Annotated in this window: 18 protein-coding genes; 8 read left to right on the top strand and 10 right to left on the bottom strand. The window is 47.3% G+C overall.

All coding sequences use genetic code 11. From position 1 onward, the window contains the following. Positions 1 to 432: 432 nt before the first annotated feature. A complete protein-coding gene (locus ACWB0I_RS16525) occupies positions 433 to 2,736 on the bottom strand; it encodes a putative Ig domain-containing protein (RefSeq protein ID WP_479389188.1) in 2,304 nt (767 codons plus the stop codon). A gap of 379 nt (positions 2,737 to 3,115) precedes the next feature. Between ACWB0I_RS16525 and ACWB0I_RS16530 the strand changes: the two genes are divergently transcribed. The 7 genes from ACWB0I_RS16530 (at position 3,116) to ACWB0I_RS16560 (ending at position 10,716) form a co-directional block, all read left to right on the top strand. After that, positions 3,116 to 4,981: an ABC transporter substrate-binding protein gene (locus ACWB0I_RS16530; RefSeq protein ID WP_479389189.1), complete on the top strand. Its 1,866-nt coding sequence runs from the start codon at positions 3,116 to 3,118 to the stop codon at positions 4,979 to 4,981. Between the two features lie 59 nt (positions 4,982 to 5,040). Then, positions 5,041 to 5,793, top strand: coding sequence for a peptidoglycan editing factor PgeF (pgeF, locus tag ACWB0I_RS16535; protein ID WP_479389190.1), 753 nt, complete (start codon positions 5,041 to 5,043; stop codon positions 5,791 to 5,793). Between the two features lie 61 nt (positions 5,794 to 5,854). Continuing rightward, on the top strand, positions 5,855 to 7,582 hold the full coding sequence (locus tag ACWB0I_RS16540; RefSeq protein WP_479389191.1) for a S8 family serine peptidase: 1,728 nt from the start codon (positions 5,855 to 5,857) through the stop codon (positions 7,580 to 7,582). 159 nt (positions 7,583 to 7,741) lie between these two features. Continuing rightward, entirely contained in the window at positions 7,742 to 7,996 is a 255-nt protein-coding gene (locus tag ACWB0I_RS16545; RefSeq protein ID WP_479389192.1) for a hypothetical protein, read from the top strand. Continuing rightward, positions 7,989 to 9,209 (top strand): DNA polymerase IV, encoded by a 1,221-nt coding sequence (gene dinB, locus ACWB0I_RS16550; RefSeq protein WP_479389193.1) that lies wholly within the window; start codon positions 7,989 to 7,991, stop codon positions 9,207 to 9,209. The genes ACWB0I_RS16545 and dinB overlap by 8 nt, the downstream gene beginning before the upstream one ends. A gap of 554 nt (positions 9,210 to 9,763) precedes the next feature. Then, entirely contained in the window at positions 9,764 to 10,225 is a 462-nt protein-coding gene (locus tag ACWB0I_RS16555; protein WP_479389194.1) for a DUF2085 domain-containing protein, read from the top strand. Beyond that, complete coding sequence (locus ACWB0I_RS16560) at positions 10,222 to 10,716, top strand: hypothetical protein (RefSeq protein WP_479389195.1); 495 nt, start codon at positions 10,222 to 10,224, stop codon at positions 10,714 to 10,716. The genes ACWB0I_RS16555 and ACWB0I_RS16560 overlap by 4 nt, the downstream gene beginning before the upstream one ends. 41 nt (positions 10,717 to 10,757) lie before the next feature. Here ACWB0I_RS16560 and prfA read toward each other — a convergent pair whose 3' ends face one another. From prfA to ACWB0I_RS16595, 7 genes are all read right to left on the bottom strand, one after another. Further along, positions 10,758 to 11,837, bottom strand: a complete 1,080-nt coding sequence (prfA, locus tag ACWB0I_RS16565) for a peptide chain release factor 1 (protein WP_479389196.1) — start codon at positions 11,835 to 11,837, stop codon at positions 10,758 to 10,760. Between the two features lie 8 nt (positions 11,838 to 11,845). After that, positions 11,846 to 12,850, bottom strand: coding sequence for a DUF1385 domain-containing protein (locus tag ACWB0I_RS16570; protein WP_479389197.1), 1,005 nt, complete (start codon positions 12,848 to 12,850; stop codon positions 11,846 to 11,848). 92 nt (positions 12,851 to 12,942) lie between these two features. Beyond that, entirely contained in the window at positions 12,943 to 13,143 is a 201-nt protein-coding gene (gene rpmE / locus ACWB0I_RS16575; protein WP_479389198.1) for a 50S ribosomal protein L31, read from the bottom strand. 70 nt (positions 13,144 to 13,213) lie between these two features. Next, positions 13,214 to 14,464, bottom strand: coding sequence for a transcription termination factor Rho (gene rho, locus ACWB0I_RS16580; protein ID WP_479389199.1), 1,251 nt, complete (start codon positions 14,462 to 14,464; stop codon positions 13,214 to 13,216). A gap of 521 nt (positions 14,465 to 14,985) precedes the next feature. Then, positions 14,986 to 16,260, bottom strand: coding sequence for a bifunctional folylpolyglutamate synthase/dihydrofolate synthase (locus ACWB0I_RS16585; protein ID WP_479389200.1), 1,275 nt, complete (start codon positions 16,258 to 16,260; stop codon positions 14,986 to 14,988). A 3-nt stretch (positions 16,261 to 16,263) separates the two neighbouring features. Beyond that, the gene (locus ACWB0I_RS16590; protein ID WP_479389201.1) at positions 16,264 to 16,677 is read right to left on the bottom strand and encodes a hypothetical protein; all 414 of its coding nucleotides are present in this window, start codon (positions 16,675 to 16,677) and stop codon (positions 16,264 to 16,266) included. 8 nt (positions 16,678 to 16,685) lie between these two features. Further along, the gene (locus tag ACWB0I_RS16595; RefSeq protein WP_479389202.1) at positions 16,686 to 17,453 is read right to left on the bottom strand and encodes an isoprenyl transferase; all 768 of its coding nucleotides are present in this window, start codon (positions 17,451 to 17,453) and stop codon (positions 16,686 to 16,688) included. Positions 17,454 to 17,830: 377 nt separating this feature from the next. On the opposite strand from ACWB0I_RS16595, the gene ACWB0I_RS16600 reads away from it, so the two are divergent. Beyond that, positions 17,831 to 18,010, top strand: a complete 180-nt coding sequence (locus tag ACWB0I_RS16600) for a hypothetical protein (protein ID WP_479389203.1) — start codon at positions 17,831 to 17,833, stop codon at positions 18,008 to 18,010. On the opposite strand, the gene ACWB0I_RS16605 is transcribed toward ACWB0I_RS16600, so the two are convergent. Together ACWB0I_RS16605 and ACWB0I_RS16610 are read right to left on the bottom strand one after the other, a co-directional pair. Further along, complete coding sequence (locus ACWB0I_RS16605) at positions 18,007 to 19,095, bottom strand: radical SAM/SPASM domain-containing protein (RefSeq protein ID WP_479389204.1); 1,089 nt, start codon at positions 19,093 to 19,095, stop codon at positions 18,007 to 18,009. The two genes, ACWB0I_RS16600 and ACWB0I_RS16605, sit on opposite strands and share 4 nt — an antisense overlap. A gap of 579 nt (positions 19,096 to 19,674) precedes the next feature. Continuing rightward, on the bottom strand, positions 19,675 to 20,136 hold the full coding sequence (locus ACWB0I_RS16610) for a ComEA family DNA-binding protein (protein WP_479389205.1): 462 nt from the start codon (positions 20,134 to 20,136) through the stop codon (positions 19,675 to 19,677). Between the last annotated feature and the right edge of the window lie 7 nt (positions 20,137 to 20,143).

Here is a 20,143-nt window from a genome sequence, read left to right on the forward strand (position 1 = left end):
GGAATGCGAGTCCGATGCCCAATTAGCTGTACGATCGGTTATTACAGAGATCGGCGAACAGGCGGTCTGGTCGGCTGTCCATCCGGTTGTAGCGCAGCGGAAATCCCGATTTTCGGGGACAGGCCCGCCAGTCTGGCAAAGCGCAGCCTGACAGGTCTGGCCACCGGACAGGCCCGTCTGGCCACCGGACAGGCAAAGCATTCACAAAGTGCGCAAAGATTGCAAATAGAAAATTGCAAAATATCTTCACATATCAGAGTAGAACTCAGCAAAGCTGCACAATTTGCCCTTTAAATAATTCGTAATTTTTAATTGAAGATGTAGAATCACTTTGCATTTCGTTTTTTTATGATTCCACTGTACCTGCTGGATCGATGAACGGTTGCTGCAGTGCAACTTAATTTTTCCTTATTACAACCAGGGGGATTACGGCTAATGCGAATTGATGAGCAATTTAATAAGCGTTACCCCATGTGGTGGAATGATCGTATTGAATCTATTTTTAAAAGAGCCAAGGTCTTTCTGACGCCAGACATCGCGAATTTTCACGGGTTGATCCACGCCAATCTTTCGTAAATCCAGAGCAAATCTTCTGGTCGATTGGCTGATATTGAAAATGCCTATGGCGTAGTTGGCGTCGTTTAACGGCTTTTGATAAACATAAATGCTGTCCCGTTTAAACACCGGAACTGCCTGTTTTCCCAGTGGGTCCTGGTCAATGGCCAGCACTTCGTCATTGGTCAGAAGGTTCAGCGTAAAGTCATCCAGGCGTTGTAAATCACAGCCAATGAGCAATGGAGCTGAGAGTAAAGTCCACAAGCTCAGATGGGTGTATTGTTCGTCCGGGGTTAAGCGTGTGTAATGCAAGTGTTCGCCCCAGCCAAGCCAGCCTACAACCAGCATATCCGGGTCGTTCCAGTGTCCAGGGCCGGCGTATGGGGCCGCCTGTTGCTGATTAAATCCAATAAGGGACATGCGTTCCCACTGATCCCAGATGTCGCCGGTTGTGCGCCACAGGTTACCTCCGACGGAAGCGCCCCATTCCCATACACGGCCATTGCCATATTCGCACAAAGAGTAAACGATATCACGCTTAACCTTTTGCAAGGCGTGGTACATGCGTAAGTAAGGGGGCATGAGCTCCTGAGGATCATCTGGATTTTGCATCAGATCACGATAGCTACACAAATCGTATTTCAAAAAATCAACACCCCATCGGGCAAAGGTCAGGGCATCGAGCTCTTCGTGCTGGTAACTGCCGGTGTAGCCTCCACAGGTCCAGGGGCCGGGCGAGGAATAGATGCCCAATTTCAATCCCAGATCGTGAATCTCATCTGCCAATTTTTTGATATCCGGAAACTTGTCGTTGGTGCGAATTTCTCCGTTCGCTTTGCGTTTTGCTTCATCGGAATCACCAGGAATTTCCCAGCCGTCATCAATGTTGATGTACGTCCAGCCGTGGTTGATCAGGCCTGTTGCCACAAAAGCCCGGGCAGCGGCTAAAACACGTTCCTGGTTTACGGCCAATCCCCAAACATTCCAGCTGTTCCAGCCCATGGGTGGCGTTAAGGCCAGCTGGTCACCGATGACAAACCGAATGGTTTTTCTGGCGCTGCCTAAGGCGTTTTTGACAGTAACAGCCACCGGATAAGTCCCCGGTTTTGTAACGGTACCTTTAATGATTCCCGTGCTGGAATCCAGGAACAGACCGTCCGGAAGGCCCTGTGCCACAAACTCCATGGGGCGCTGACCCGTTGCTGCAATGCGAAAGAGAAAGGGCCGGCCCGGACGCTGACCGTAAACCAGCGCCCCATTGATCCGGGGTTCCGGTTTCTGCGGAGGCGTCAAGATGTAAGGCACGCCTTCGCTTTGGTGTAGTGTTCGGTTCCCTTCTTTAAAGTCCACCTGGTAATGAACCTGCGCCGACTGCCGGGGACGCGGAAAATGGAAAGAAAGTTTACGTTCGCTCTTTGGAGCCAGGTTTAAGGTCCATTGTCGTTTTAAAATGAGCGAGTCGGAGATGTTGTTTTTAACCGCCACATTCAATGTAGCGCTCATGTTGTATTTTGCAGAAATATTACGCAGACGGAGTGTTTTGCGCAGCTGATCCCCCTGTGCCTGAAAGCGATGCCTCTCAAAAGACAGGCGGGCGTATTCGCTAATATCCGGAAAGGCGAGGTACAGATGGCCGGAATAGATGCCGCCCGGACCGCCCCAGTTGTAAACGCGCACGGCAATGACATTTGGTTTATCCCAGTGAATGCGGGGATCATTGGCTGCCAGGGCGTAGCGCCGTTCTACGTCCCAGGGTGAGGTTTTCAGGTCTTTAAATTTATCCGAAGGCCTGACGCCTGGAGGGAGCGATTTCAGGTTTTCAGCGATTAATTCACCGTTCAGAAAGACCTGGTCAAAATCATCGATCTTGCCAAGATGGAAGATGAGGCTGTCCTTCAGGGTGGCCCATTTCTTTAAGGACGAGGGGATGATCCGTGTAATGCGATACCAGCCAATGCCCTTATTGATGGTGTAGTCCTGTTTATCCCACGTTTTATCCACTCGAATAGCTGGCCATTCCGAATCATCAAAATCGGCTCTGGCGTACGCAAGATCATCGTGGTTCATGAATTTCCAGCCGGTGTCTAATTTAAGCACAGGCTGTTTTGCCGATTGAGTGTTGCAGGAGAGCACAACAGTTAGGGACAAAAATGGGATGAGCAAAAATTGTTTAGGGATCATGATGCCTCCTGAAGTGAATGTCTGTTCTGCTAATTTAAATCAAATAAAGCAAGAATGAAATCTCAATTTTTTTTTCAAATTGCCAGCATCTTTTGAAAACAGCCGGTTTTTTTCGCGGCTCGTGCAAAGCGTGTTTTAGCTTTACGGGGTGCGAATGAACCGTCGGGTCAGCCAGCTCTTTTAAAAGAGAACCGTACAATCCGAGAATGCGCATTTTATTCTGTAAAGAAAGATTTAAAAAAGCGCCATCCACCGCTGGTTTTGGCGTAAAAGGCTATGAAACTCCTGAGGCTCAGTTTCGTTAATAAATTCTTTTGCTTTAAAATGCTAAAATTTAGTAGTTTCAGAGGCAATAAAACAAATCAAAGAGGGCTATTGTATGAGGCAGTCGGCTAAAATCGGTGTGTTCCTTTTGCTGTTTTTGGCGGTGGCATTCAGCCAGCAAGCCACACAAAAAGAGTGGAAGATTTTTCAGCGTGGGATTCAGGACTACAAAACCGGCGAGTACGAAAATGCGCGTAAAAATTTTGAACTGGTTATTACACGTTTGGGCGTCAAGAGCCATCTGCTTTCGGCAAACTACCTGATGCTGGCCAAAACGCTGTACAAGATGAAGCAATATGAAGCATCCATAAAAATCTGCAACACGTTTTTAAAAAAATTTCCGCAAAGCAAATACGTGGATGATGTGGAATATGTGCTGGCCAATAACTATTACCGCCTTGGACGCGTGCAAACAGCCACCCAGCTCTGGCTTAATCTGGCCGAAAAGTCGGAAGATCAACGATTGAGAAAAAAGGCTCTGGAATTGGCCAAGAGCGCTTTGCGCTATGCGCTGGACGAGCAAAGCCTTTCCTTTCTGGAACAACAGGCCAGGAGTCATTTTCAGAAGAAATTTATCCAGTACATTAAAGCGGAGCGTTTTTATGAGGCCAGAAATCCACAGGCTGCTTTAAGTATTTTAGAACAGTACAAGCGCTTGCCCGGCTCCTTTGCCGAGCTGGATGAAATGGCCAACAATCTTTATGACTTTTTAAAAAGTAAGCAAACGAATCAAATTCGGATTGCAGCGCTTTTGCCCCTTAGCGGCCTTAATCAGGAAATTGGTCAGGCAATCCTGGATGGCGCGCAACTGGCCATGACCGAATTTAACCACATTCATGATGTCAATGTCCAGCTTTTGCCTTTTGATTATCAGGGAAAATTAGAATTGGCCCTGCAAAAAATGAAAGAGATTGGTAACGATCCTTCGATTATGGCTGTTTTTGGCCCTCTGGAAAATGATGTAACCGCGGCCTGCGCTATCATTGCTGATTATGAAAACATTACCCTCATTTCGCCAACGGCTTCGGGTCGCTACCTGCGTAAAATTGCCGGTAACGTGGTCCAGTTGGCCGTGCCCGTTGATGTAATGGCCGGAAAGTTGGCCCGTTTTGTGGTTGATTCATTACAAATGCGCAGGGTAGCCACCCTGGCGCCCATTGACGATTACTTTGTGGATTTTACCAACACCTTTACCGAGTACCTGAAAAACAATTTTGTCGAGGTCCCGGTGCAACAATGGTATTATCCAGACGAATCGGACCTCACGGATCATTTTAAGGCCATCAAACGGATTGGACTTAAATTGGCCTTCCAGGATTCCGTTCTACAGGCCGATTCTACGGTTTCTGCGGAGCAAATTGACTCTCTTTACCGAATCTATGCCAGGAGAAAACGGGAACAGTTATACCACTCAACCAATCGTGTTAAGATTGATTCGGCCGATATTCCCATCCACAGCATTGATGGTATTCTATTGCCGGTTTACCAGGAAGACATTCCCAAAATCGCATCGCAATATGCTTACTGGAATATTCAGGCCCAGATTCTGGGAAACAGCGATTGGTACGATCCGGAAGCCTTAAACAAGAACAAAAGTTATTTGAATGGATTGCTGTTCATTACAGATCGCTTTTTAAATGCCGAAAGCTGGGATTATCGGAATTTTGTCAATAAGTTCAGAACAGCTTTCCATCGTACGCCGGATCGCTTTGCCTTTTTAGGCTACGACAATTTCAATTTTGTGCTGAATGCCATCAGCACAGGAGAAAAAAATCCGACACGCGATAATTTTCTGCAAATTCTGGTTGATGCTCCCGACTTCGAAGGCGTTTTAAGGCGGTTTCATGTGGGACAAAAACGGTACAATAATGCGGCCCGCGTTTTAAAATATGTGTACGGCCAGTTATTGCCTTTAAATTAACAACCATCTCTGGAAATGTTTTGCAGAGATTCTGAAGCTAAGCGAAAGGGACGAGGTCATTGCCGGCAGAACCGCAAATAAAACGGTTTCACCTTTTGAACCAATTTCCGGAATTGCTTCACGGCTTTTCCACGAGAATCGGCGGATTTAGCAAACCGCCGTTCGATAGCCTTAATTTGGGCCTTTCAACCGGTGACGATGCCAGGATTGTTCAACAAAACCGCGAGCTGTTTTTTGAAGCCCTGGGTTTGCCCTCCAGAAATCTGGTTTACCCGCAACAAATCCACTCGGCAAATGTTCGGCTGGTTGACCGGGCTGGCATTGTTGCGGATTGCGATGCCCTTATTACTAATCAAAAGAATCTCTTTCTCACTGTACAAACGGCAGATTGTTTTCCGGTTTTTATTTTTGATCCGCAGAAAAAAGTGGTGGCCATTGTGCATTCAGGCTGGAAAGGCACGGCGCAGAACATCGTTGGTAAAACTCTGCAAACAATGCAGACCCGTTTTTCCTGCAATGTGCAACAGGTGTTCGTGGGCATCGGGCCCGGAGTTCAGCAATCCTGTTATCAGGTGGATGAAAAAACAGCTTCCTATTTTGATAGGCGTTTTTTGCAAAAGGACACGCCGGGGCATTTTAAACTGGACATTTTAGGGAACATCGTGGCTCAATTGCAGGAGAGCGGCGTGCCGCCTGACCAAATTGAATGGGACGAAACCTGCACACATTGCGCGCTGCAAACCTATTATTCCTATCGCAGAGATGGCCTTAAAAGCGGCCGAATGATGGGCGTCATTGGCATCGTTAAGTAGCAGGAACTTTCAGATTCCTGAAAAAAATCTGACGATGAAAACAACAGATCAGGGGAAAGTTATGAGAATCAAGAGCCTTGGGATTATTCTTCTCTTAATTGTCTTTGTTTTAGAAGGCCGGGCGCAAACCCGTTTTGCTCATTTTCCTAAAACAGATGCGGGAAATGTACTGGCCTGGATTATTTTTAAAGATAAAGGCCCACAGCAACCGGCTCTGTTCAAAGCCACACAGCTGCTGAGTCAACGAGCCATTGAACGAAGACGTTTGCGTCGCCCCAATCGTGCTTTGATTTCTTACAGCGATTTACCGGTTTACTCGCCTTATCTGAATCAAATCGAAAGCTCAGTGGAGAAGATGCGCGTAATTTCCAGATGGTTGAATGCCGTGAGTGTGGAAGTCTCTGCGGCCGCGCTACAGGAGATTGAAAAACTGGATTTTGTGCTGAGCATTGATCCCCTTTTGCTTGCCGATCGCGTTCATCGGGATGAAATTGAAAAATCAGCGGAAGCAATTCCCGCAAACTTACCGGTAGAAATAGACACGCTGTTTTATGGCCCGTCATTTACACAGCTGGATTTAATTAAGGTCCCTTTTTTGCACGAAAAAGGCTATTTTGGCCAGGGCGTGGTTATCGCTATGCTGGATGACGGGGTTAATCTGCTCAACCAGCACATGGCCTTTGACAGCCTGCACGTGCTGGCTACGCATGATTTTATTCATGGCGACGAGGACATTACAGATAGCGAATTCAAAGCCTTTGAAGGCTGGCACGGCACCATGACCCTTTCGACCATTGCCGGCTATGTGCCAACCAAGTTGATTGGCCCGGCTTACAAGGCGCAGTTTCTGTTGGCCAAAACCGAAGTGGACCAGAGCGAAACGCCTATTGAAGAGGATTATTGGGTAGCCGGTCTGGAGTGGGCGGAAACACAGGGAGCGGACATCGTCAGTAGTTCTCTGGGCTACATCGATTGGTATGCGCCAGAAGATATGAATGGCCGGACGGCTAAAACCACGATTGCTGCCGATATGGCTGTGGAAAAAGGGGTTATTGTCTTTAACTCGGCGGGGAATGAAGGCGACAATCCGGATCACAACACCCTGTTAGCGCCTGCCGATGGATTTAATGTGCTGGCCGTTGCTGCGGTTGACCAATTTGGCCTGCGGGCCTATTTTTCGTCCGTAGGTCCAACAGCCGATGGCAGAATTAAACCGGATATTGCAGCCATGGGACGCTACGTTTATCTTGCTTCCCAATATCATACCGATGAATTTGCCTATCACAGCGGCACATCGTTTTCCTGTCCTTTAGCTGCCGGGGGAGCGGCTCTGCTGCTCCAGGCCTTTCCGCAAACCACCCCGGAACTGATGGCGCGCGCTTTAAAGGAAACAGCCTCACAAGCCGCATTTCCGGATAAGTTTTTAGGGTGGGGGGTCATCGACCTGGAAAAAGCATATTATTTTCTGGATACGGCCAAAGTCGTTTATCCCGCAATTAGTGAAGAACATCTGGCCGTTTATCAGAGTAAGCCCAATCCTGCTTCGAAGTTTGTCAAAATCCCTTTTCAGGTTTACTACCCCAGCCTGGTGGAAGTACGTATTTTTGATGTAGCCGGCAGAAAGCTATTTTCTATGGGAACCAAGATGCGTCGGGCGCAAAGAGTTCATTATGAAATTGTAGATGTTTCAAAATTAGCTTCCGGAACTTACATCTACCTTGTTCTGGCCCGTGAATTGGGTACCGGTAAAATATTGCGCAAATCGGGTAAGATGGTCGTCTTGCATTAGCGCTCCGCTCATTCCCCGAATTTTGCTTCAGAATACTTTGTGGCATGTAAATTTCAGTTTCTGAATTAACGGCTGATCCTAAAAAATTTGTTTGCCTTTGGCCTGCCGCGATGTTATATTTAGGTGTACGTAAGTACACTACAAAAGAGCAGGTGTATCATGATTTTTGAAGATATTTTTGAGCCCATTGAAGTAATAGGTCATTTTAAAGACGGCCAGATGCGTCCCCTGCGCTTTAAGTGGAACGGTCGGGTGTACAAGGTGTACCAGATGAACGGACATTGGGTCAGCCATCAGGGCTACAACAAGCAGCACCATTTTTCGGTGATTGCCGACACCTCGGACTATTTTGAGCTGTTGTTTGACAGCGCCAATTTTGAGTGGCAGGTAGCGCGGGTGTGTTTAGATGGCTGAGCAAAAGGTCATAATGCACATTGATGCGGACGCCTTTTTTGCTTCGGTGGAGCAGGGCTTTAATCCCTTGCTGCGCGGCAGGCCGGTGATTGTAGGCGGGCAGGAAAATCAGCGGGGCGTGGTACACACAGCCAGTTACGAGGCGCGGGCCTGCGGGGTACGTACGGGCATGCCTTTGTTTCGCGCCAGGGCTTTGTGTCCGCAGGCTGTTTTTCTGAAAGGCAATTACGAGCATTACAGGGCCGTGTCTGAAGTGTTTCAGGAGGTGTACCTGAAGTACACGCCAAAGGTGGAGTTTACTTCGTTAGACGATGCGTATCTTGATTTAACAGGCGCCATGCATTTGTACCCTTCGGCGCGCTGGGTGGCTGAACAGATTAAAAAAGAGGTCTGGCAGCGTGTGGGCGTGAGTCTTTCGGTGGGGATTGGCAGCAACAAGGTTATTGCGCGCATTGCTTCCGATCGGGAAAAGCCGGGCGGTATTGTGGAAGTACCGGCTGGCCGTGAGAGAGAATTTCTGGCCGATCTGCCGGTGGATGTACTGCCGGGCATCGGGCGCATGGCGCGCGAAAAACTGTTTGATCTGGGAATTTTTAAAATTGGTCAGCTGGCCCGCCTGCCTAAAGGCATCATGGAGCAGTTGTTCGGCAGAAATGGGCTTAAACTCTGGCATTTTGCCCGCGGCCAGGATGATCGTACCGTGGCGCCCAAAATTTTCCCCAAACAGATCAGCCGCGAAACCAGTTTTGAGGAAGACACCGCAGACCTGGGCCTTGTGCGGGGCACTTTGCAATACCTGTGCGAACGCATCGGCAAAAAACTACGAGATGAGGAGCTGGCCTGTCGGGCCATTGCTGTAAAAATCAAATATTCCGATTTTAAGTTTCACACGACCAGCGGCCGTTTGCCCTATGCCACGAACCATGCAGGTGATCTTTACACCATGGCGCGTCAATTGTTTGAGCAGATTCGGTTGCGCCGCATCCGCATCCGTCACGTGGGGGTCTCGGTGACCCACATCGAACCGCTCCATTACCAGCTGAATCTGTTTAACGAGCAGGCGCGCAGCGAAATGCTGGATTCGGTGATCGACGAGATTCGGGAGCGTTTTGGCTTTATGGCTATTTTACCGGCCGACACCCTGGAGTTGCGCCGCAAGTACCGCATGGAACCCAATGGCTACATTTTGCACAACCCGGCTTTGACCAGGTAAGTTTTAAGATGCACAAAATGCCCGGGAAGGTCAGGACGCTGAGCAAATAGCAAAACCATAAATGCACGTGTAGTGTCACTCTACATTTTCAATTAAAAATTAAAAATTACGAATTACGAATTATTTTGCGAAAGGGCAAGTTGTGCCCAGGCGGTGAAGGCCTGTGCTGGCATGTCATTCTGAGAATCCCTTACATTGGCAGAACATTCGAAAGAGCAATGTAACTCGTGCTTCAATCCGCGACTTTGTACGGGCTAAGCATTTAAGGTGAGCTTTTATTTTAAAACCCATCCCCCCGGCCCCCTTCCCTTTATTAAAAGATGGGAAGGGAGGACGGGGAGGGTAGGATCTTTAGCAAAAAAATTTTCGCATCCCGCTGTGGCGGGAATAGATCTTTTAAGGGAAGTATTCTAAAACTCCGCATAATTATTAACCAATTTGCAATTAACGCTCCCTTTAAACCCAAATCCCCTCCCATCTTTCCGTGTCCTAAAAACCGATTGCATCGTTACCTAATTTCTACTAAGTTTAGTCAGAACAAAAACAGGGGATAAATGAAACCATCGCTTTCTTTTAAAATCGTCGTTGGCGGACTATTGGCCATCAATTTAATGAACTGGTTAGCCCCGATCATGGCCAGCAGCGCCAATCCGGTGCTGCAATGGCTGGCTGTGGGCTTTTACTTTGTGCTCGATCCTGCCTGCCACCAACTGCCTGAGCGTTCGTTTTACATTAACGGCTTACCCATGGCCCTCTGCGCCCGGTGCACTTTTATCTACCTGGGCATGGTCCTGGCCGCTGTTGGTTTGTGGTTCAAGAAAAATATTCATCTGTCGGTCTGGGTTTACCCTTCCTTTTTATTCCTCTTTCTGGCAGAAACAGGCGGCGAATTGGCCGGATGGTATTCCAATTGGAAATGGCTGCGCGCCGTCAGCGGCTTTGTCTCCGGACTTCTGCTGCTCTTTTTTCTCTTTTCCGAATTACCCACACGCCTGCAACAGAAAGGAAATCAATGACCAAACAGGATACCTATTTTGCCATTTTTCTCGGTGGATTATTAGCCGCGGCAACCGACAGTTTACCATTATTAAACTTTGTCAATTGTCTGTGTTGTTTGGGTATTATTTCAGGCGGCATTGCGCCGGTTTATTGGCTGAGTAAAAAACTACAGGATCGCGCTTATTTTAGCACGCCGGAAATCATCCACATTGGACTTTCGGCCGGATTGGTAGGAGCGATTCTGGCTTTTGCCTTGCAATATGTAGTGTATCAAATCTACGGTAACTGGCAGGTACAGTGGTTAACTCAAGTGCTGGAAAGCATGGAAGAACTGCCGCCGCTGTGGGAAGACCTGTATCATGAATTACAAAAACCGGAATACCAGGGTTTTGCCGGGGCAGCCATCCTGATTCGAAATTTAATCATGTTTCCGATTTTTACGCTGTTGGGCAGTTTTTTGATGAACAAGTTTTTAATGCGCCAGGCCGATCGCAGAAATCAAATGTAGCCTGCTGCAGAAGTTAATCCGTTTTAGCCCAGCAAGCCCATTCAGGCCCTGGCCGAATACTCCTCTTCTAACTTTTCATTTCTGGCAGCTAACTGTAGAGCCTCAATCAATTCGTCCAATTCCCCTTCCATGATGCGATCCAGCTTGTAGAGCGTCAGATTAATCCGGTGATCGGTCACCCGACCCTGTGGGAAATTGTAGGTACGGATTTTAGCGCTGCGATCGCCGCTACCAACCATGGATTTACGCTGGGCATCAATAGCCGAACGCTGCTCCTGCATGGCCATATCCAGCAAACGGGAGCGCAGCACTTTTAAAGCCTTGGCTTTGTTCTTGTGCTGTGATTTTTCATCCTGGCAGGTTACCACCAATCCGGTCGGCAGATGCGTAATGCGTACGGCCGAATCGGTGGTATTGACGCTTTGTCCCCCCGGACCGCTGGAGCGGAAGACATCGATGCGCAATTCGTTCGGATCAATATCCACGTCAACCTCTTCGGCTTCGGGCAAAACGGCGACCGACGCAGCCGAAGTGTGTACGCGGCCCTGAGTTTCGGTTTCCGGCACACGTTGTACGCGGTGCACACCGCTCTCGTACTTTAATGTGCCGTAGGCGTCGGGCCCTTCTACCATAAAGATAATTTCTTTAAACCCGCCACGCTCTGAGGGAGTTGAACTCATGACTTCAGTCTTAAATCCATGGTCTTCGCAATAACGCGTGTACATGCGGTACAGATCGCCGGCAAAAATCGCCGCTTCGTCGCCGCCTGTCCCGGCCCGAATTTCGACAATGGCGTTTTTGTGATCGTCCGGATCTTTAGGGATGAGCAGGACTTTCAATTGTTCTTCGTACTCGGCAATCTTCTTTTCCAGCTCCTGGTTTTCCTCTCTGGCCAGTTCGATCAATTCCGGATCGCTATCTTCTGCAATTAGCGCTTTATTTTCTTCAAAGGTCTGTAATGCTTTTAGATAGGGCGCGCCAACTTCTAAAATTTTACTCAGTTCGCTGTGCTCTCTGGACAATTGTTTGTAACGGTTCTGATCGTTAAACACATTGGGATCAGATAACTCCTTATTCAACTCATCCAGTCGCTTTTGCAGACTAAGAATTTTTTCTTTCATATTTGCTCCTATGCCGAAACAGGAATAACTTGCGATTGAATGACCGGTTCATCAACCAATTCGCTGGCATATTCTTCGCCCAGTGCGCTTTTTAAAGCCACAATGGCCACCTCCAGTTGCTCATGATCCGGAGGTTGGGTGGTAATGCGCTGCAACCACAAACCTGGGGCAATCAGGATGCGCACCAGAGGATTGTCAATATGGCTGGCCGAAGCCTTCAACCCTTCGTAACTGATTCCGCCCACGACCGGGATCAGCGGCAAATGCACAGACAAACGAATGAGCAGCGACATTTGACCGGTGGTTAACATGATCAACGTGTCTACCAGAGCAAAAAACACAAGACTGATCAACATAACGATGACCAGAAAACTGGTACCGCAACGGGGGTGGTAAGTAGAAAATTTTTGCACGTTTGCCGGGGAAAGCTGCACCTTATTTTCAAAGGCAAAAACCGTTTTGTGTTCCGCGCCATGATATTCAAACAATCGATGCACATCCTTTAAGAAGGAGATGCCCCAAACATAGAGCAGGAAAAAGACGATGCGGAACGATCCGGCCACCAGATTGAAGGTGAGCGCCTGGCGCTCGATATTGAATATTTCTGTAGTCAAATAGAGAGGCAATACAAAGAAAAAAGCCACGCCAACGGCCAGAGCCGTCAGCAGCGAAAAGACAGCCCCGGCCGTAGTCATCCCGCCCTTTTTGCTCTTCTTTTTCGATTTTTTCGCTCCTTCGGCTTCCGCGTCTTCCATGGCTTTATCGGCCGACCACTGTAGAGTCTTAATGCCCATGATCATCACTTCAATCAAGGTGATGGCGCCCCGTACAATGGGAATGTTCAGCGTTTTGTGTTTCTGAATCAGCGATTGAAATTCATCGACGCGCACCTCAATGGCGCCGTTAGCCCGACGCACGGCGGTGGCAATGCGTTTTGGCGAACGCATCATCACACCTTCGATCACAGCCTGGCCACCTACGGGCATTATTTTTTCTTCGTTATTTTGATCCATTCTTTCCTCTTTTCATTAAATAAAAAAACGGAATGACCTGGGAACCCATTTCATTCCGTTTTTTGAAATAAAAGTGAAACAACAATCGAAAATTATTTTAGATTGTATTTTCTCATGAACTTTTCTACACGGCCGGCAGAGTCGACCAATTTTTGTTTACCTGTAAAAAACGGATGACAGGCAGAGCAAATTTCAACTTTTAGATTGCCAATGGTCGAACGCGTTTGAAATGTGTTCCCGCAAGCACAGGTTACCGTGCCTAATTTATATTCGGGATGAATACCCTTTTTCACAACAATCCTCCTTGGTAATAATTTTAAGCCTTCAAATTTAAATTAAAATTAAGGCAAATGCAAAGAATTTTTAAGTGTTCATCATTCTTAAAAATTCGCGGTTGTTTTTGGTCTCGGACATCTTTTCCAGTAAAAATTCCATTGCTTCAATCGGATTCATCTCATTCAGCAGTTTACGCAAAATCCAGACACGGGCCAGCTCTTCACGACTGAGCAGCAATTCTTCTTTGCGCGTACCGGAACGATTGATGTCAATAGAGGGGAAGATTCTGCGGTCTGTCAGGCGACGATCAAGCATCAATTCCATGTTACCGGTTCCTTTGAATTCTTCAAAAATCACCTCGTCCATTCGGGAGCCGGTATCCACCAGAGCGGTAGCAATGATGGTTAAACTTCCGCCTTCTTCCACATTACGCGCCGAACCAAAAAAGCGTTTTGGTTTTTGTAAGGCATTGGAGTCAATACCACCGGAAAGGATTTTCCCGCTGTGTGGGACAACCGTATTGTGGGCCCGCGCCAGACGCGTTAAACTATCCAATAAAATGACCACATCCCGCTTATATTCAACCAGGCGTTTGGCTTTTTCCAGTACCATGTCAGCTACCTGAACGTGGCGTTCAGCAGGTTCGTCAAAAGTGGAACTGATGACTTCGGCTTCCACCGAACGTTCCATATCCGTTACCTCTTCCGGACGCTCGTCGATCAACAGAACCATTAAAACTACTTCGGGGTGGTTTTTGGTGATGGCATTGGCTATTTTTTGCAATAGAATCGTTTTACCGGTTCGAGGCTGAGCCACGATCAAACCACGCTGTCCTTTGCCAATGGGCGTCAACAGATTCATGATGCGCATGGAATAGTCTTTAGTGCTCGTCTCCAGATTGATGCGCTCCATCGGGTACAGCGGAGTTAAGTTCTCGAACAGATTGCGCTCTCGGGCTTTTTCCGGACTTTCATCATTAACGGCTTCAACGCGTAATAGGGCAAAAAAGCGCTCATTGTCTTTAGGCGGCCGGATCTGCCCGGTGATGGTGTCGCCGGTGCGCAAACCAAAACGTTTGATCTGCGAAGGAGACACATAGATGTCATCCGGACCGGGCAGGTAGGAATAGTCGGAAGAACGTAAGAAACCATAGCCATCTGGTAAAATTTCCAGAACGCCTTTGGAAAAGATCAACCCTTCCTGGGCCGTCTGTTCTTCCAGAATACGAAAAATTAATTCAGATTTTTTCAAACCGGAAATTCCGGTAATGTTCATATCTTGAGCAATTTTGGTGAGCTCAGTAATTTTTTTCTTCTTGAGTTCTTCAATATCTAACATAGATCAACCTCATTATTTATTTTTGTTAGTTTCACATCAATTTTTAAGACCAGAGAAATTCAACTTGAGTTTCTTTTCAGGTATGGTTAACTCGATTTTGACAAAGATGTCAACACGTAAATCGCAATTTAAAATTAAATGACGTTCATGTCAAATTTTATTAGGCCTTTATTTTGCCCTTCTTTTCTTATTTGGCAGCTTGATAGCAGGTCGTCCATTTTCCTTATCCTATTGTTGTTTTTCACGATGGCCATTTTAAAAAGTTTATTACCATCGGATTCTTTTAATAAGGGCATTGCCCCCTCCCCCCCTTACACCCGTGCAAATTCAGTCTCCCCCTCCCCCGGTGGGGACTAAGGGATGGGTCATTCTCCCACAAACCGCCCTCAGCCTCCCAGCTTCTTTAATCTTTCATCTTTAATCTTTTTTCCTTTTTCCTTTTTCATTTTTCATTGAAAGAAAACCCACCCCCAACTCCTCCCAGGAGGGGGGTTTTGGTTTTCTCCTCCCAGGAGGGGAGCTCAGAGTGAGCTTTTTTGCATGAGATGGCCGATCAGATAGTGACTACCCATCACCAGTAACAATTCGTCCGCCGATAGATTTTTCTTTAACTGTTCAACAGCCATCACCGGATCCTTCATCATTCTGATCTTTTTGCCTCTTAACTGAAACGCCTTTGCTAATTGTTCTGCCGGCAGGCGCTTTTCCGATGGCGGCTCTGTCAGATAGATATTCAGATTGAGTGAACTTAAAAAAGTTACAATGGCCTCGTAATCTTTGTATTCCAGCAAACCGAGTAACAGATGTATTTTACTTTCAGACCAATGGCTTTTAACAAAGTCAATGGTTCTTTTAATGCCTGCCAGGTTGTGGCTAACGTCAAATACAACTCTGGGGTTGGTCTGAACGGTTTGCAAACGTCCGGGCCACAAACAGGATTTAAACACTGATTTTACCTGATCCAGATCGATCTGTTTTCCTGCTTTTTGCAGATAACTGGCTACTACTACGAAGGCTAACGCCATATTTTGCGCCTGGAAATATCCGGTTTGTCGGGCTTGAAAGGTCAGAACCTGTCCTGTAGCTTTCTGCACGAACCGAAAGGTCATGCCATCCAGATCGCTGTTCACAATTTTAATTTGCATTAAATCGGGTAAATAGTAAAAAGCCTGTAAGGGCTGTGCCTGTTTCCGGAAGACCTTCAGCGCTTCGGCCTGCTGTGGCGCGGAAAAGATGTCCGCCTCTGGTTTAATAATTCCCGCTTTTTCACGGGCGATGGAGGCCAGGGTATTGCCCAACTGTTTTTGGTGGTCAAAGTCAACCGGCGTCAGAACCACCATGCTCGGCTGCACAATGTTGGTCGAATCCAGGCGTCCGCCCAAACCTGTTTCAATAACCGCCACATCCACCTGATTTTGAGCAAAGTACTGTAAAGCCATAGCCGTGGTGGTGTCAAAAAAGGTAGCTTTGCGTTTTAAAATAAAGGCTTTGTTCCGGCGCCAGAAATCGACTACAAATTGCGGCGCAATCAATTCATCGCCAATGCGGATGCGTTCCCTGTAATCGGCCAGATGCGGACTGGTAAAAAGCCCGCTTTTTAAGCCCTGTTTTTGAAGCAACTGGTGAATAAAAAAAGCGGTGGAACCTTTGCCGTTGGTTCCTGCCAGATGAATAACCGGATATTGAAGATGTGGTTTCCCCAATCGTTCCATCAGAGCGTTAATATTCTCCAGGCCCAACTTGATGGCAAATTCCTGAAGATCATAGATTTGTTGTATGGTTTCGTGGTAATGCATGGGTCAGATCAGTTTACCGATAATAAATCCAATAACAATGCCGGTTAAAAAGACGACGGTGAGAATGCGGTAATTAACCACCTCGGAAGTGTACCCCCTTTTAATGGCCAGGATAGAAACAAAATAGCCCATGGCATTTAGTAACCAGAAAAAGGGCAATGCCAGAATTTTGGCAGCAATGGGGCCAATAATGGGAATTAATCCGATGATATTTAAAAGACCGATAAAGGCCTGTGAAATGATGCCAAATACCACCACCACGCCGCCAATAACCGATTTGTCGACATTTAAATGGATGGCGACCACAATGAATGTAACAATAATGATCCAGGCCAGAATGGTTTTCCAGAAGGCAAGGACAAAATACTTAAACGAGATACTGAAATTTTTTAATGGTTTTTGAGGCGTTTCTTCCATCAGACGTTTTACACAACCGTTTCATTTTTTAGTTGTTCACTAACCATGCCAAAGCGCCGTTCACGGTGCGTGTAGTCCCAGACGGCATCAACAAATTGAGCTTTTCTAAATTCAGGCCAGGGAATTTCCGTAAAGTAGATTTCGGCATAGGCGATTTGCCACAGCAAAAAGTTACTGATTCTACGCTCGCCGCCGGTTCGGATCACCAGGTCAGGGTCGGGTTGATCCGCTGTGTACAAAGATCGGGCAATAGTCGCTTCATCGATCTCATCAGGATTTAGTTTGCCCTGTTTAATTTTTTGCACGATTCGTTTAAAACCATCGACTAATTCCTGACGGCCGCCATAGCTTAGGGCTACATTCAGCGTAAGCCCGCTGTTGTCGCGCGTCATGGCCATAGCCTTGAGCATGGCATTACGGGCATAATCGGGCAGCTTGTCCAGCCGGCCAATGGTTAAAATTTTTACATTTTGTTCCATCAGACGTTGAATTTTATGCTGGATGGTACGCACCAGCAATTGCATTAACGAAGCCACTTCCCAGCTAGGCCTGCGCCAGTTCTCTTCGGAAAAGGTGTAAATGGTCAAATAATCGATGCCCATTTCGCCGCAGGCTTCTACCACGGCCTCGACCGAATTAACCCCTTCATTGTGCCCGGCTACTCGCGGTAGTCCGCGCTGTTTGGCCCACCGTCCGTTGCCATCCATGATAATGCCAACATGGCGGGGCAGGTTGCCGCTTTTTTTGATGAGCTGTATTTTTTCTGCTAAATCCAATTCTCACCTATATTTTTAATATTACAAATTACAAATCTTTAAATTACAAATTAATTTATGATTTATCAAATGCATTGTTCCGCAATCCTTTTTCCAGGCGCCTGGGAGAGCTGTATTTTACAAAAGGCAGTGAACTAAATTTTAATCTGCTTCACTCAACCTCTGACCGAACGCAGAATTGAATGAGTAGAATAAAAATAAGAGAGTTTTTGTAAGAATTCTTTCTTCAAAACATCAATCCCGCTTAGCGGAATGCGGAAATTTTTGTGCTGTGTGTGGAAGTAAAAAGGTTGAGTTGTTGAATTGTTTAATTGTTTAATGGCCCGTCCTTCGGCCGGATAAACCTGTCCGTCTGGCCAGACCTGTCAGGCTGCGCCTTGCCAGACTGGCGGGCCTGTCCGGTGGCCAGACGGGCCTGTCCCCGAAGATCGGGATTTCTGCTTCGCTACAACAGGCTGGTGCTGCCAGACTGGCCTGTCCCCGAGAATCGGGATTTTCATTCGTCTGGGAAAGAGGTAGCCGGGCATTTTCAAGCCTGGACAAACACACAGGACTAACTGCTTTGGAGTGGTTCTCTTTTTTCTTTTGAAGAATGCAACCTGAGTTTAAACTCGGGGATAAAGCTCCCAAAACCTTGATTGCAATTACGGCACATATCGATTGAGCTACGGTGGGTATTCAGTTGCTGGCGAAAATTCTGAAATTTTTCATTTTTCCACAGGGCATCAAAATTGGTAATGCCGTGAATATTGCCCATTTCGTACGTTCCGTTTTTGTCGAAGCAACAGGGAACCAATCCCCCATCCCAATTGATCAGTGTAGAAAGCCAGGGCCTTGGGCACGATTTCTTGGTGCTGTTTTTTACGTGGAGCCTATGGCCGTCAAATTGGTAGCGACGGAATTTTTCGTTTTCCGGCAACCATTCCCGCGCTTCCTGCACAGAATGCACTTCAATGTTTTTGATCAATAAGCGATCCACGCCCAGGGATCTGGCCAGTTTGCGAATGGCCGGCAATTCGTGCTCGTTATGTTTCATTACTAAAAACTGCAGGGCTATCAACGGATGGCTGACACGGCGTTGTTGTTTTATTTCCATAAAGTGTTGCACTCCGTGCAACACTTTTTCCAATTTGCCGTTGACACGGTAGCGCTCGTAAGCCTCCTGCGTTACCCCATCCACCGAGACGATCATGCTGTCCAGACCGGAGTCAATGGTGGCCTGGATGTTTTCATCGGTAAAGTAGTGCCCGTTTGTGCTGGTGGTGCAGTAAATGTTCTTTTGTTTGGCCAGTTTCACAAAATCCAGAAAATGGTCATTCAGGTAGGGTTCCCCCTGGTGGTAGAGCAACAGAAAAAAGATGTCGTCACCCAACAGGTCTAAAATACGTTGAAAAGTTTCCAGACTCATACGTCCTTGAACGCGTTTCATGTCCCCTGACCCGGTGGTACATAGGGGACAGTGCAGGTTGCACAGATTGGTGGGTTCAATGGTCAAAATGGCCGGCCGGCCCCAGATAATATTTTTACCCGTTAACGCAGAAAGAAAAAATGAGCTCCCGGTCAAAAGTAAATTTTTGATGCGACGAACATTCAAACTCCTGAGCAGGCCGCTGATTTTCAACTCATTGGGCATAATGTACATAAAAAGCTTCCCCTTCTGTTCAGAGCGCAATTTGCAAAATTGTGGAGTAAAGCACAAACATTTTTGAACGGATTTCAGTGTTTTTGTCTTTGGGGCCTGCAGGTCAAATCCCAGGGCTTTCATTGGAACACTGATTTTTTTCCTGCAAAGCATTTTCTAAAAAGTAAAGCAGCAGAGCCGCAACACAAAACATTTCCGCAGGGATTTAAGCAACCTCTGCGTATACTCGTCTGGCAGGCGCAGCCTGTTGTAGCGCAGCGGAAATCGCGATTCTCGGGGACAGGCCAGTCTGGCAGCACCAGCCTGACAGGCCCGCCAGTCTGGCAAAGCGCAGCCTGACAGGTCTGGCCACCGGACAGGCCCGTCTGGCCACCGGACAGGCCCGTCTGGCCACCGGACAGGCCCGTCTGGCTGGCGCAGCCGGACAGGCCCGTCTGGACGGCTATCCAGCCGGACAGGCAGAGAAGTCACAAAAGTCGCAAAAAAGCAATTTAAATTTAAAAAATGCGCATTGCCTCTTTTGTGTTTTTTGGTTCTACCTGGGGTAGATAATTCGTTGTGGCTTGTTGCTTTAGCAAATTATTGCCGTTTACTGCTATCCGGCAGGGAAAGGAAAATAAAGGGTCTGATTTTTTCGATAGTTTTGGGGCCAATGCCTTTCACATTGTCCAGGTCTTCGATTGTTTTGAACGGCCCGTGTTGCCGGCGATATTCAATAATGGCCTGCGCTGTTTTGGGCCCGATGCGCGGTAATTTTTCCAGAGTTGGGACGTCGGCGCGATTCACATCAATACTGTGAGGCAGAAGGGACTGTTTCTTTTTCTTTTTTGATTTTTTGGGCTTTGCCGGTACGGCTTCTCTGTTTTGAAGGGGTTGCAGAGTATCGGCCGACAGAACTTTGAACAGACTATCCTGCAGGGTGTAATCAAATGGCTTGGGGTTCATCCTGTGCGGCCTGATCCATTGGATTATAGCGCTAACCGCTAAAATTACGGCGAAAATGAGCAGGGCTCGCCGCTCGCTTTGGGTTAAATTGACCATGATGCTC

It is taken from the genome of Caldithrix sp., assembly GCF_056497305.1.

Excerpts from the sequence above, each read along its gene's own strand:
- ACWB0I_RS16525 (WP_479389188.1), bottom strand. The coding sequence starts at position 2,736 with ATGATCCCTAAACAATTTTTGCTCATCCCATTTTTGTCCCTAACTGTT.
- ACWB0I_RS16530 (WP_479389189.1), top strand. The coding sequence starts at position 3,116 with ATGAGGCAGTCGGCTAAAATCGGTGTGTTCCTTTTGCTGTTTTTGGCG.
- ACWB0I_RS16540 (WP_479389191.1), top strand. The coding sequence starts at position 5,855 with ATGAGAATCAAGAGCCTTGGGATTATTCTTCTCTTAATTGTCTTTGTT.
- ACWB0I_RS16545 (WP_479389192.1), top strand. The coding sequence starts at position 7,742 with ATGATTTTTGAAGATATTTTTGAGCCCATTGAAGTAATAGGTCATTTT.
- dinB (WP_479389193.1), top strand. The coding sequence starts at position 7,989 with ATGGCTGAGCAAAAGGTCATAATGCACATTGATGCGGACGCCTTTTTT.
- ACWB0I_RS16555 (WP_479389194.1), top strand. The coding sequence starts at position 9,764 with ATGAAACCATCGCTTTCTTTTAAAATCGTCGTTGGCGGACTATTGGCC.
- ACWB0I_RS16560 (WP_479389195.1), top strand. The coding sequence starts at position 10,222 with ATGACCAAACAGGATACCTATTTTGCCATTTTTCTCGGTGGATTATTA.
- prfA (WP_479389196.1), bottom strand. The coding sequence starts at position 11,837 with ATGAAAGAAAAAATTCTTAGTCTGCAAAAGCGACTGGATGAGTTGAAT.
- ACWB0I_RS16570 (WP_479389197.1), bottom strand. The coding sequence starts at position 12,850 with ATGGATCAAAATAACGAAGAAAAAATAATGCCCGTAGGTGGCCAGGCT.
- rho (WP_479389199.1), bottom strand. The coding sequence starts at position 14,464 with ATGTTAGATATTGAAGAACTCAAGAAGAAAAAAATTACTGAGCTCACC.
- ACWB0I_RS16585 (WP_479389200.1), bottom strand. The coding sequence starts at position 16,260 with ATGCATTACCACGAAACCATACAACAAATCTATGATCTTCAGGAATTT.
- ACWB0I_RS16590 (WP_479389201.1), bottom strand. The coding sequence starts at position 16,677 with ATGGAAGAAACGCCTCAAAAACCATTAAAAAATTTCAGTATCTCGTTT.
- ACWB0I_RS16605 (WP_479389204.1), bottom strand. The coding sequence starts at position 19,095 with ATGTACATTATGCCCAATGAGTTGAAAATCAGCGGCCTGCTCAGGAGT.
- ACWB0I_RS16610 (WP_479389205.1), bottom strand. The coding sequence starts at position 20,136 with ATGGTCAATTTAACCCAAAGCGAGCGGCGAGCCCTGCTCATTTTCGCC.